General features: G+C 69.3%; 5 protein-coding genes and 1 pseudogene. 1 reads left to right on the forward strand and 5 read right to left on the reverse strand.

Going from position 1 to position 13796, the window contains the following annotated elements; genetic code table 11:
• Positions 1-194 precede the first annotated feature (194 nt).
• Complete coding sequence (locus AOK16_RS16955) at positions 195-1775, reverse strand: M4 family metallopeptidase (protein ID WP_055473085.1); 1581 nt, start codon at positions 1773-1775, stop codon at positions 195-197.
• Between the two features lie 259 nt (positions 1776-2034).
• Positions 2035-4116 (reverse strand): M4 family metallopeptidase, encoded by a 2082-nt coding sequence (locus AOK16_RS16960; RefSeq protein WP_055473086.1) that lies wholly within the window; start codon positions 4114-4116, stop codon positions 2035-2037.
• Positions 4117-4897: 781 nt separating this feature from the next.
• On the opposite strand from AOK16_RS16960, the gene AOK16_RS16965 reads away from it, so the two are divergent.
• Positions 4898-7585 (forward strand): scabin-related ADP-ribosyltransferase, encoded by a 2688-nt coding sequence (locus AOK16_RS16965; RefSeq protein WP_055473087.1) that lies wholly within the window; start codon positions 4898-4900, stop codon positions 7583-7585.
• Between the two features lie 171 nt (positions 7586-7756).
• Here AOK16_RS16965 and AOK16_RS16970 read toward each other — a convergent pair whose 3' ends face one another.
• The 3 genes and pseudogenes from AOK16_RS16970 to glgX form a co-directional block, all read right to left on the reverse strand.
• Positions 7757-9766 (reverse strand): ABC transporter ATP-binding protein, encoded by a 2010-nt coding sequence (locus AOK16_RS16970; protein WP_055473088.1) that lies wholly within the window; start codon positions 9764-9766, stop codon positions 7757-7759.
• Positions 9763-11561 (reverse strand): annotated as a pseudogene (locus AOK16_RS16975) (ABC transporter ATP-binding protein). Before AOK16_RS16975 ends, AOK16_RS16970 begins: the two are co-directional and overlap by 4 nt.
• 92 nt (positions 11562-11653) lie before the next feature.
• Positions 11654-13796 (reverse strand): glycogen debranching protein GlgX (glgX, locus tag AOK16_RS16980; protein WP_055473089.1); only part of this gene is annotated, 2143 nt, incomplete at its 5' end.

The following is a 13796-nucleotide window of genomic DNA, read 5'->3' on the forward strand; positions in this document are numbered from 1 at the left end:
CGTTCCGCCCGGCGGAACGGGTGGGCACAGCGCGGCCACCGGGCCGCACTCGCGTACGAGACGGTCAGCCCGGTGGCGTGTTGCGGCTGGAGCGGCCACGCTCCGATGGTTGGTGCGGGCCGTAGGCCGGGTGCGGGCCGGGTTGTGCCCACCCGTTCCGCCGGGCGGAACGCCTGCCCACAACCCGGCGGATCTCACTTCACGTTGACCCCGGCCCAGGCGGCGCTGACGCCCTTCGTCTCGGCGCTGTCTGCGCCGTAGAGGTCGGTGGCGGCCTTCAGGGTGGCCTCGCGGGCGGCGTGGTAGTCGGTCGTCGAGGTCATGTACGCGGTGAGGGCCTTGAACCAGATCTTCTCGGCCTTCTCCCGGCCGATGCCCTCGACCATGGAGCCGTCCGCCGTCGGGCTGTCGTACTTCACCCCGTTGATCTCCTTCGCGCCGCTGCCCTCGGACAGCAGGTAGAAGAAGTGGTTGGCGACGCCGGAGGAGTAGTGCACGTCCTCCAGGCCCACGCCCTCGTACCAGTCGTCCTTGGACGCGCCGTCCTTGCTCGGCTTGTCCATGTAGCGCAGCGGGGTGCCGTCGCCGTTGATGTCGATCTTCTCGCCGACGAGGTAGTCGCCGACGTCGGAGGTGCTGGCGGCGTGGAACTCGACGGCAGCGGCGAAGATGTCGGAGGTTGCTTCGTTGAGGCCGCCGGATTCTCCGCTGTAGATCAGGCCCGCGGTGGCGGAGGTGACGCCGTGGGACATTTCGTGGGCGGCGACGTCGATGGAGGTCAGTGGTTTGGCGTTGCCGGAGCCGTCGCCGTAGGTCATGCAGAAGCAGCTGTCGTCCCAGAACGCGTTGACGTAGTTGTTGCCGTAGTGCACGCGGGACGTCGCGGCCTTGCCGTCGCCGCGGATGCCCTCGCGGCCGTGCACCGACTTGTAGTAGTCCCAGGTCAGCGCGGCGCCGAAGTGGGCGTCCACGCCCGCGGTCTGCGGGTCGTCGCCCTTGCCGTTGCCCCACGCGTCGTCCGCGTCGGTGAACAGTTTGCCCGCGCCGGACTGGCCGTGGGCGAGGTCGCTGGTGGTGTGGCCGCCGCGGGTCTCGTCCGTGAGGGAGAACTCGGCGCCGGACTTGGCGGTGCCCAGTTCGACCTTGCCGCTGTACTGGCTCTCGCCCGAACCGTTCCTGATCGCCTGGTAGTCGAAGAGCCGCTTGCCGCTCCTCGCGTCGGTGACCACATGCAGCTCGCTGGGCGTGCCGTCCTTCTGGACGCCGCCGGTGACGGTCTCCCAGGCGAGTACGGGCTTGCCGGTGGCGGCCCAGATGACCCTGCGGGGGTCCTTGGTGGCGGTCGCCTTGCGCGCGCCCTCGGCCCGGGCGGTCAGCACGGCGCTCCTCTCGGCGGTGCTCGCGGGGACGGTTGCTTCGGTCGAGGCGACGGCGATCTTCGCCGGGGTGGCCTTGGTGACGCTCTCGACCTTGCCTGACCCGGCCTGATGGGCGATCACATCGCCGCCTAGGACGGGCAGCCCGTCGTAGGTGCGGTCGTACCGGGTGTGGACCGTGCCGTCCGCGTCCTCGACGACGTCTCGTACGACCAGCTTCTCCTTCGCTCCGAGGCCGAGGGCGTCGGCGGTCCGGGTGGCGGTGCTCTGACCGGCGCCCATGGGGGAGGCGTCGGCCGAGCCGCCGAGACCGGCCGCGACGAGGCCGCCTGCCGCGAGTACGGCGGCGGCCACGGCCGCCCGGGATATGTGGGGAGTGGTGGAACGGGCTTGACTCACGCGAACTCCTACTGATGTGGGGTGTCAGGGAGGTGCGGGTGCGTTGCCGTCTGCGGTGTGCCGTGTGTGGTGCTGTGTGCTGGATCGGAAGACTGCCACTTCCGACGCGGACATGACAGTGGCTGGGACCAGGTTGGCCGGAACTGGTTCGTTGAGCGCGGTCCAGTGTTCGGAATGTGAACGCGGGCCGGAATGTGAACGTGGGCCGCGCCCGGGGGTGTTGGCCCCGGGCGCGGCCGCCGTGTCGGGTGCGGGCGGGTCAGAAGGTCAGCTTCCAGCTGTTGACGTAGCCGGTGTCCTGCGCGTAGACGTCCTGGACCTGCAGCTTCCAGGAGCCGCTCGCGGTCTCGGAGGAGGCGTCGACGGTGTAGCTCTCCTGGACGTTGTCGGCCGAGTCGTTGCTGCTGGAGTTCTTCAGCCGGTACGCGGTGCCGTCCGGGGCGATCAGGTCGATCACCAGGTCGCCGCGGTAGGTGTGGACGATGTCCACCTCCACCCCGAGCGTGGCGGGCGCGCTGCCGGCCCGGTTCACGGTCAGCGACGAGGTGACGGCGGCCCCCGCGTCCGGGATGGCCACGTCGTCGGTGGCCTCGAACACCCCGGCGCCGTCGGTGACACGGCTGCCGACGTTCACCGCGGCCCAGGCGTTGGCCACCGCGTTGTACGTCGCGCTGCCCTGGCCGAAGAGGTCGGCCGCGGCCTGGAGCGTGCCGGTGCGGGCGGCCGCGTAGTTGGTGCTGGAGCGGAACCGCTCGGTCAGCGCCTTGAACCAGATCTTCTCGGCGTTGGCCCGGCCGATGCCGCTGACGGGGAGGCCGTCGGAGGTCGGGCTGTCGTACCGCACGCCGTTGATCTCCTTCGCGCCGCTGCCCTCGGACAGCAGGTAGAAGAAGTGGTTGGCGACGCCGGAGGAGTAGTGGACGTCGACGCCGCCGACGCCGGAATACCAGGAGTCCTTGGACGCGCCGTCCTTGCTCGGCTTGTCCATGTAACGCAGGGGCGTCCCGTTCCCATTGATGTTGATCTTCTCGCCGACGAGGTAGTCGCCGACGTCGGAGGCGTTGGCGGCGTAGAACTCGACGGTGGCGGCGAAGATGTCGGAGGTTGCTTCGTTGAGGCCGCCGGATTCTCCGCTGTAGATCAGGCCCGCGGTGGCGGAGGTGACGCCGTGTGTCATTTCGTGGGCGGCGACGTCGATGGAGGTGAGCGGTTTGGCGTTGCCGGAGCCGTCGCCGTAGGTCATGCAGAAGCAGCTGTCGTCCCAGAACGCGTTGACGTAGTTGTTGCCGTAGTGGACGCGGGAGTACGCGCCGACACCGTCCCCGCGGATGCCGCTGCGGCCGTGCACGTTCTTGTAGTAGTCCCAGGTCAGCGCGGCGCCGTAGTGAGCGTCCACGCCCGCGGTCTGCCGGCTGCTCGTCGAGCCCGAGCCCCAGACGTCGTCGGCGTCGGTGAACAGCGTGCCGGTGCCGGAGGTCCGCTGGTTCAGGTCGTACGTCCGGTGGCCGCCGCGACCGGTGTCGTTGAGCTGGTACGTGGAGCCCGACCGGGCGGTGCCCAGGGTGACTTGGCCGCTGTACTGGCTGCTGCCGGTGCCGTTCCGGACGGCCTGGTAGGTGTACAGGACCCGGCCGGTCTCCGCGTCGGTGATCACATGCAGCCGGCTGGGTGTTCCGTCGCGCTGGAGGCCGCCGATGACGGTCTCCCAGGCGAGGACGGGGGTGCCGTCGGCCGCCCAGACGACCTTGCGGGGCGCCTTTTCCGCCGTGGCCTTCCTCGGCGCCTCCTCGGCCTGGGCCTTCGCGGTGGTCAGGGCCTTGGCGCGGGCGGTGTCCGCGGGCACGGCGGGTGTCGTGTCGGCCATGGACATCCGGGACTTGGTGGACTGGGTGACGTCCTCGATCTCACCGGCCTTCGTCTCGTGGACGACCAGGTCGCCGCCGAGGACGGGGAGCCCGTCGTAGGTGCGCTCGTACCGCGTGTGGGTCGCGCCGTCCGCGTTCCGGACGACATCGCGTACGACGAGTTTCTCCTTGGCGCCGAGGCCGAGTGAATCGGCGGTCTCGGCCTTGGTGGCGTCGGCCTCGCGGATCAACTCGGCGCGCTGGGCGGGGGAGAGCTTCGCGGGAAGGGCGCCGGGGTCGGGCTTCGCGTAGGCCCCGGCCTTCGACGGGGCCTGGGCCCGGGATCGTGCCGGGGTGTCGCTGTCCGGGCGGGCGGCGGCGGTAGCGGACTGGACCCCGACGGCGAGCAGCGCTGTCACGGCGACTAGGGCGCCGGTGGTCGCGGTGCGTCTCCGGGGGCGTCTGCCGGAGGGTCTGTCCTCGGGTGTGCGTGTCACGCGAACTCCTTCTGCTGCGGCCGCGCCCGGATGGGGCGGGGCCCGTGGGGAGCCGGACGGCGAGGGTGCGCCGCCGGGCGAGCAGTGCGCAGAACAGGCAGAGCGAAGGAGAAACAAGGCAGCCCAAGAAATGGGTGTGCCGAAGAGAAGTCGAGGCACACCGTGCTTGGGATACGAGGGGACCGTTGAGCACGGTCGATAGAAGGCTGCACCTCGCTGAGCCGGATGTAAAGGCAGTGTCAAAACTTGGCTGGAAGGCGCGGGTTGGCAGAAGAGAGGCCGTTATGTGGCCATGATTTTCTGACGCCTTCGATGCCCCTGAGAGAGATCGAGTGTCACGCATGCCGATCAAGTCGTAGTGATCTCGTCAGAGTTGCGGTCGGCGCGGTCCTGTTTCTCGACAACTGGCCTGATTCCTGCCCTCTTCGTGCCGGCTACCATTGGCCGGAATCAATTTCTGAGGCGTGCCGGGAAGTTGTTGAAGGTAGTGAATAAATGTCAACTGAAGGGCCGTCGAATAGTTCCTTCGGCCGTCGTCTCAACCCCTCACTACCCAGCATGCTTGATTCGATGGCCACTTGGCTGCCTGGATGAGGGATCCGGGCCGGACCAGTGGATCTCTCCTGTAGGTCGGCCTTGCGGCTGCGCACTGCCGGGGATCTCGCTCGTCTGGTTGTTTGTGTATCGGAGAAGAGGTAGTACGGGTATGGAATTTATGGTGTCTTCACGTGGTGGACGCCATCGGCGAACGTCTCGAAATCCCCAATGGAAGAGCAGGTCGGTGGTGGTCGCCGCGGTGAGCGCGGGGTTGCTCTACCCGGCTGCGGGCGAAGCCTTCGCGGTGGGTGGCTCCAAGGACGAGCCGGGTGCACGGTGGGAGCCGTGGGAGCTCAACGGAAAACAGGCGGCGGACAAGTATCGGGGCTCCTCGAAGGGGAAGGCGTACCGCGGCGATTCGCGCGATCCAGACAAAGTCTTCAAAGAGGGATTCAAGTCGCAGGGGAGCGACGGGAACCTCGACAACCACCTGAGTTTCCGTGGGAACAGCGGATATGTATCCACTTCCCTCGACAAGGGTGCCGCGCAGCGATACTCCTTTGGGAGATCGAGTGATCCTGCGCACGAGAGCGGGAAGGGCTACCTCTACAAGGTCGATCTGAGCCGGGTCGACCAGAAGATGTACGACGTCTACGGTCGCCATGGCGGAAAAGACCCTGCCGCCAAATTCAACAGGGAACTGGCGGTTCGTGGCGAGATCCCTTCCTCTGCCATCAAGGGGGCATATGAGGTTGATCGAAAGAGCGGGCTCGGGAAGGAGGTGAAGAACCCGAACTATCGCTGCAAGCGTTCGGTCGATGCGTGCTCGGTGGCGCCTCAGGAAATCGACGACACAGCTGTTGTGGATCGAAACCTGGGTAGTTTCGATGCATCTGTCATTGGTGATGAGGTTGGGCAGTCGGGTTTGCCGTCCCGGGCCGGTGCGGCTTTGGAGGGCCGTCCGGGGAGGTATCTCGGCAAGGTGGGCGCCGGTGCGGGTGCCGTTTTCAGCGGACTGTCATTGGCCGACGACATCAAGAACAAGGACTCCGTGAATGCGGGATTCGACGGAGCCGGACTCGGCCTCCAGGCAGCCGCGTTGGCGTTTCCGCCTGCCGAAGGAGCGGTCATCGCTGAACAGGCGGCACAGGCTCTGTACAACTACGTCGACGGAATCCACACCTGGAACAAGAAGGTGGACGAGGACCATGACACGTGGGATTCGGCTGCCGATGGACTCACCAAACGGTTCGAGAGTGAATGGAAATCGGCACTCGACACCTGGCTGAAAGACCAGGCCGTGCCCACGGTTCGCTCAGCGCTGGAAAGCAAGTACAAGGCGGATCAGTCGACTGTCAACGACAAGGTGCGTCACCGCCTCGACCAGATCGATATCGAGACTCAGCGGGCCATCGACCAGGGCCGTCCGGCGTCCGAGGTGCTGAATGAGGCTGAGGCGCAGAAGGCTCAGGTTCGAGCTGAGGCGGAAAGCTACCTGGCCAAGCGCGCAGAAGAATACGGGAAGAAAATTCCCGAACTCGTCGAGCAGTCCATCAACAGCGCTACTCAACCGATCCAGAAGGGCGGGAGTGGCGCTTACGAAAAGTTTGCGCAGAATTTCACGGACAAGGTCGCCACTCCCTATCTCTCCGGGATCCAGGACAAACTCGGCCTGGATGAGGTGAGCCTGCACCAGGCGTGGGCTCCTTGGCAGGTCAACCATAACTGGAGCGCGCAGCAGACCAGTAGTTATGTGGCAGAGGCCAAGCACGAGTTGGAGGCGAAGCAGGCGGAGCTGCGGGAAGATCTGCTCAAGATCCGTCCTGAGCCGGTCGACACGTCCGAGAAGCTGAGCGCGGTGCTGACGGGGGCATCACTCCCCGAGGCCCCTCGGCTGGGCATCGAGCCTGATGTTTACGAGCAGCCCTCTGTTGAGGAGTCTGTCACCCGCAACGCCGCCGAGAACCGTCCGACTTACCGCGCGGTGGTCGACGGAGGCCGCGGTGGCTCAGTCGTGTTCTCGGACAAGCTCCCGGACAACGTGAATTCCATGGCTGTGGCGGACCTTCTCGCCAAGTATCCGCAGTACAAGCAGCTTCCTGCCGGAGCTTACGGGAGCCTGGGTCAGCTCGCCGGGAAGAAGGTTGACATTTTCGAACTGGGGCTGACCCCCTCGGGCGAGCTCAAAGAGCAGGGGAATAAGAAGGAACTCCGTGATCTGCCCGAACTGGGCGCCGCTCAGGTCAATTCCCTCGCATCGGCCAACGATGGGTCAGACGCGGCTCTTTCAACTACCGCTACCACCACTACCGCTACCACTGACGCGGATCCGGACCTCGCCGTTCAACCGCAGCAGCAACTGGCGGCAGGACAAGCCGACTCTGACGAGAGTGGGGATCAGAAATCCCGGCAGAAGCGCCATCTTGCGGAGCAGGCGACCCCGGTGTACGACCGGCTTGTGGCCGAGTACCAGAGGAACGGTGCTGCGGAGACCGTCGAGACCGTTTCCCAGAGCTCGGAAGAGCAAGCACGGCTGGGTGAGTTGAAGAACGAAGACAACGTGTCCTCGGACGACGTGCCCACAGACGACGCGCCCTCAGGCAACGCGTCCTCGGACAACGTGCCCACAGACAACGCGCCCTCGGACAACGCGCCCTCGGACAATGCGTCCTCGGACAACGCGTCCTCACCCTCGACTGGCTCGGAGGTGGCAGATGACCCGGCCGGGCGGGCGGCAGCAGGTGATCCGGCCGGTCTGTCGGGCGATGCGGCTACGGATGCCGTTGACAGCACTGCTCGGTCGGCTGACGACTCCTCCGCACCAGCGGATGCGGAGTCGGTGAGCCAGGCGAGCGAAGAAGCCGCTCAAGAACTCGCCTCGGCCCAAACCCTGGGAGACGAGGCAGAGTCCGGCTTGGATCACGACGTCTGATCGGAGCATGGCGTCGACCGGAACCCGGCTTGACCGAGTCGTGTTCGCAGAGCGATAGCCCCTGCTGGAGCTGGAGCTGGAGCTGGAGCGCAGTGTGGCCGGGGCGGGTGTTGATGCCCGCACCGGCCACACTGCCGTGCCGTGCCTCCGCTGCCGGTGCCTGACGTTTTTTCAGCCCGTGCTGTTGCGCCATGCCTGATGCAGGGATGCGAACTCGCCTTCCCCTCTGGCGAGTTCCTCCGGTGGGCCGTCCTCCACGATGCGGCCGTCGGACATCACCAGGACGCGGTCCGCGATGTTCACCGTCGACAGGCGGTGGGCGATCACCACGGCCGTGCGGCCGCGCAGGACCGTGTGCATCGCGCGCTGGACCGCGCGTTCGCCGGGGATGTCCAGGGAGGACGTCGCCTCGTCCAGGATCAGCACCCCTGGGTCGGCCAGCAGCGCGCGGGCGAACGACACCAACTGGCGCTGACCGGCCGAGATCCGGCCGCCGCGCTTGCGCACGTCCGTGTCGTAGCCGTCCGGCAGGGCCGCGATGAAGTCGTGCGCTCCGATCGCCTTCGCCGCGCGCTCGATCTCCTCGCGGCTCGCGTCCGGCCGCCCGATCGCGATGTTCTCCGCCACCGTTCCGGAGAACAGGAACGCCTCCTGCGTCACCATCACCACCCCGCGCCGCAGCTCCGGCGCCGACAGTTCGCGCAGATCCACCCCGTCGAGCAGGACGCGCCCGCGGCTCGGGTCGTAGAAGCGGGCCAGCAGTTTGGCGAGCGTGGACTTGCCCGCGCCCGTCGACCCCACGACGGCGGTCGTCTGCCCGGCCGGAATGGCCAGATCGAGGCGTGGCAGGACCTCGCCCCCGGTCCGGTACGCGAAGCCGACCCCCTCGAAGACGACCTCCCTGCCGGGCCGTTCCGCGTCCCGCACGGGCAGCGGCCGCGGCTCGACCGGCTCCGGAACCGAGGGCCGCTGGGCCAGCAGACCCGCGATCTTCTCCAGCGAAGCGGCCGCGGACTGATAGGAGTTGAGGAACATCCCGAGCCGGTCGATCGGGTCGTACAGCCGCCGCAGATACAGCACAGAGGCGGCCAGCACCCCGAGCGCCAGCCCGCCGTCCGCCACCCGGTACGCCCCCCACAGCACGATCGCCGCGACCGCGGTGTTCGCGACGAGCCGGGACGAGACGACGTACCGCGCCATCTCCAGGATCGCGTCGCCGTTGAAGCGCTCGTGCCGGTGGTTGAGCCCGTGGAACTCCGCGTCGTTGGCCCGCTCGCGGCGGAACGCCTGCACGGGCCGGATGCCGTTCATCGTCTCCGCGAACTTCACGATCACGGCGGCGATCGCCGTCGACCGCTTCCCGTAGACGAGCCTCGAGCGCCGCCGGAAGGACTGGATACGCAGGCCCAGCGGCCAGAACGTGAGCACGGCGGCCGCGCCCAGGCCCCAGTCGAGATACAGCAGCAAGGCGGAGATGTAGACCACGGACAGGGCGACGCCGAGGAGCTCCTCCAGGCCGTCGTTCAGCAGCTCGCGCAGCGACTCGACGTCGGCGGTGGCGCGGGAGATGAGCCGGCCCGAGGTGTACCGCTCGTGGAAGTCCAGGCTCAGCGCCTGCGCGTGGCGGAAGATCCGGCCGCGCAGGTCCAGCAGCACGTCCTGACTGACCCGCCGGGACGCCCGGACGAACGCGTACTGGAGCCCACCGGAGGCGAGCGCGCACAGGGCGTACGTGGCGGCGACCGCGGTGAGCGGCCCGAAGTCGTCCTCCCGCAGGGCCGGTACGGCGCTGTCGAGCGCGAACGCGACCAGCAGCGGGCCTGCCTGCACGATGGCCTGCTGGAACAGCAGCGCCACGGCGGTGACCCACACCCGCCCGCGCCGGGGCCGCAGCAGCGAGGCGAGCAGTGTGCGGGACGCGCCCTGGGGCGTGGGCAGCACGTCCCGGTCGAAGGGGTCGCCGGGCGAGCCGCCGGGCGAGTCGCCGGAGGTCCCGAGAGATGAGCCGCCGGGCGAGTCGCTGGACGAATCGCCGGGGGTTCCGCGAGGTGAGGTGCCGGGCGAGTCGTCGGAGGTTCCGCCGGGTGAGTCGCCGGGCGGCGGGCCGTCGCCGGCGGAGTGGGAGTGCTGACCGTCCGCCTCGCCCTCGGGCGTCGGCTGGCCGGAAACCGAGGTCGTCATCGTGAGGAACCCCCGTCCGCGGCGCCCGACATCAGGGCGCGGTATTCGGCGCTGGTGCGCAGCAGTTCGTGGTGCGCGCCGACGGCAGCGATCCGCCCGCCGGACAGCAGGGCCACCCGGTCGGCCAGCAGCACTGTCGAGGGCCGGTGGGCGACCACGAGCGCGGTGGTGGTCGCCAGCACCTGCCGCAGCGCGGCCTCCACCAAGGCCTCGGTGTGGACGTCCAGCGCGGACAGCGGATCGTCCAGGACCAGGAACCGCGGCCGGCCGACCACCGCACGCGCCAGCGCGAGCCGCTGCCGCTGCCCGCCGGACAGGCTCAGGCCCTGCTCGCCCACCTGCGTGTGCGCGCCCTGCGGGAGCGCGTACACGAACCCGGCCTGGCTGACCTCCAACGCCCGCCGCAGCTCCGCCTCTTCGGCCCCCTCCGCGCCCATCAGCACGTTGTCGGCGGCGGTCGCCGAGAACAGCGTGGGCTCCTCGAAGGCCACGGAGACCAGCTCGCGCAGCCGGCCGCGCGGCATCGCCGCGATGTCCGCCCCGTCGAGCGTGATCCGCCCGCCCGTCGCCTCGTGCAACCGGGGTACGAGCGCGGTGAGCGTGGTCTTGCCCGAGCCGGTGGCGCCGACCAGGGCCACGGTCTCACCGGATCTGATGTGCAGGTCCACTCCGCGGAGGACGGGCGGGACGTCCGCAGGCGCGTCCGCGTACCGGAACTCCACCCCCTCGAACCGCAGCCCGTCAGCTCCTGAGGGGGACTTCCCGGCCGCCGACTCCCTTGTCATGTCCGCCTGTTCGGGTGCGTCCATGGCCTCGAAGTACCGCTCCGTCGCCGTCGCCGACTCCTGGCTCATGGCCAGCAGGAACCCCATCGACTCCACCGGCCAGCGCAACGCCAGCGCCGTGGAGAGGAAGGCCACCAGCGTGCCGGCGGACATGGCGCCGTCCGCGACCTGCACCGTGCCCAGCACCAGCGCCGCGCCGATGGCGAGTTCCGGCAGGGTCAGGATCAGGGCCCACAGCCCGGCCAGCAGCCGGGCCTTGCCGAGCTCGGTCTCCCGCACTCGCCGCGACAGCGATCCGAAGGCCCGGGCCTGGCTGCGGTGGCGGCCGAAGCCCTTGATGATCCGGATCCCCAGCACGCCCTCCTCGACGATCGTCGTCAGGTCCCCGATCTGGTCCTGGGCGACGCGCGCCCCGATCGAGTAGCGCGTCTCGAACCAGGAGCACAGCACCATCAGCGGCACCACGGGCGCGAGCAGCACCAGCCCGAGCGTCCACTCCTGCGCGAGCAGGATCGCGAAACCGACCACGATCGTCGCGGAGTTGACCAGCAGGAACGTCAACGGGAACGCCAGGAACATCCGCAGCAGCTGCAGATCCGCGGTGGCCCGGGAGAGCAACTGGCCCGAGGCCCAGCGGTCGTGGAAGGAGACCGGCAGCCGCTGCAGATGCCGGTACAGGTCCGCCCGCATCGCCGCCTCGACCCCGGCCAGCGGCCGCGCCACCAGCCACCGCCGCAGCCCGAACAGCCCCGCCTCCGCGACCCCGAGCAGCAGCAGATACGCGCCGCCCCGCCACACCCGCCCGGATCGCGGTCGGCCACCGGCCCGTCCACCATCCACTTCAGCACGAGCGGCATGACCACCCCGACGCAGGAGGCGACGATCGCCACGAAGGCCGCGCCGAACAGCCGCGCCCGCACCGGCCGCACGTACGGCCACAGGCGCAGCAGCGAGCGCACGGCGGACCGCGGAGGGGCGGTGAGCGGCGGATCGAGGCTCGTGTCGGACATGACGCCGACCCTATGGGCGACCACTGACAACGCTCACTCGGATTTCCGCGGCCCCACCTCTCCCCGCCTCGCTCCCCAGGCGTCACCGCAGGTCAGCCCGGTGCCGGCAGCGCCCGGAACAGCAACACCGACCGCGGGGGGACCGGATACGGAGCCCCCGCCGCGTGGCGCGTGCCGGGCGCCGTCTCCTGCTCCTCCCGAGAGGTGTCGACCAGTAGCTCGTACTCCGCCGCCCACGGCGCCCCCGGCAGCGTGAACCCGTGCGGCTCGTGGTGCGTGTGGAACACCACCAGGAAGCTGTCGTCGACGACCGGCTCGCCCCGCTCGTCGCGCTGCGGGATGTCGCGGCCCGAGAGGTACATGCCGAGCGTCGCCGTCCTGGCGTACCAGTCCGACTCCGTCATCTCCCGCCCCTCCGCCGTGAACCAGGCCAGGTCCCGCAGCCCGTCCGGCCCCTGCGGGCGCCCGGAGAAGAACGCCCGCCGACGCAGCACGGGATGGGCGTGGCGCAGCGCGATGACCCGCGACACCAGCTCGGTCAGGGCCCGCCAGCCCGGCTCCTGAAGCAGCGACCAGTCCACCCAACTGATCTCGCTGTCCTGGCAGTACGCGTTGTTGTTGCCGCCCTGCGTACGCCCCAGCTCGTCCCCCGCGACCAGCATCGGCACCCCGGTGGACAGCAGCAGCGTGGTGAGCAGGTTGCGCAGTTGGCGCCGGCGCAGCGCGAGGACGTCCGGGGCGTCGGTCTCGCCCTCCGCGCCGCAGTTCCAGGACCGGTTGTCGTGGGTGCCGTCCCGGTTGCCCTCGCCGTTCGCCTCGTTGTGCTTGCGCTCGAAGCTGACCAGGTCGCGCAGGGTGAAACCGTCGTGCGCGGTGACGAAGTTGACGGAGGCGTACGGGCGGCGGCCGCCCCACGCGTACAGGTCGCTGGAGCCCGACAGCCGGTACCCCAGGTCCCGTACGTCCGGCAGCGCGCCGCGCCAGAAGTCCCGTACGGCGTCCCGGTAGCGGTCGTTCCACTCGGTCCACAGGGGCGGGAAGGCGCCCACCTGGTAGCCACCGGAGCCGACGTCCCAGGGCTCGGCGATGAGCTTGACCCGGCGCAGGACCGGGTCCTGGGCGATGACGGCCAGAAAAGGGGACAGCATGTCCACGTCGTGCATCGAGCGGGCGAGGGCCGCGGCCAGGTCGAAGCGGAACCCGTCGACGCCCATCTCGGTCACCCAGTAGCGCAGCGAATCGGTGATCAGGCGTAGGACGTTGGGCTGGACGACGTGCAGCGTGTTGCCGCAGCCGGTGTAGTCCGCGTAGCGGCGGGGGTCGCCCTGGAGGCGGTAGTAGCCGCGGTTGTCGATGCCGCGCAGCGACAGCATCGGGCCCAGCTCGCCGGCCTCGGCCGTGTGGTTGTAGACCACGTCGAGGATGACCTCGATCCCGGCCTCGTGCAGTGCGCGCACCATCCGCTTGAACTCCCCGACCTGCTCGCCTCGCGTGCCGGCGGCGGCGTAGGCGGCGTGCGGGGCGAAGTAGCCGATGGAGTTGTAGCCCCAGTAGTTCTTCAGGCCCCGGCGCAGCAGGTGGTCCTCGTGCGCGAACTGGTGGACCGGCAGCAGCTCGACGGCCGTCACCCCGAGCCGCGTCAGGTGCTCGATCGCGGCCGGGTGGGCGAGCCCGGCGTATGTGCCGCGCAGCCGCTCCGGGATGCCGGGGTGGCGCATGGTGAAGCCGCGCACGTGCAGCTCGTAGATGACCGAGTCCGACCAGGGCGTCTTGGGGCGCCGGTCGTCGGCCCACCCGTCGTCCGGCGCCTCGTGGTGCACGACCACGCCCTTGGGGACGTACGGCGCCGAGTCGCGGTCGTCGCGCACGGTGTCCGCGATGTGCTGCTCCGGCCAGTCCCTGACGTGCCCGTACACCTCCGCTGGGAGCCGGAAGTCCCCGTCCACCGCCCGCGCGTACGGGTCGAGCAGCAGCTTGGCCGGGTTCCAGCGGGCGCCGGTCCAGGGGTCCCAGCGGCCGTGCACCCGGTAGCCGTACCACTGACCCGGGCGCACGCCGGGCACGAATCCGTGCCAGATCTCGTGGGTCAGCTCGGTGAGGGGGCAGCGGGTCTCGGTGCCGTCCTCGTCGAACAGGCACACCTCCACGGCCTCGGCGCCGCCCGCCCAGAGCGCGAAGTTCGTGCCCGCCACGCCGTCGGCGCCGACCCGGAAGCGGGCGCCCAGGGGCTGGGGG

This window comes from Streptomyces pathocidini, from assembly GCF_001418495.1.
GTDB lineage: Bacteria > Actinomycetota > Actinomycetes > Streptomycetales > Streptomycetaceae > Streptomyces > Streptomyces pathocidini.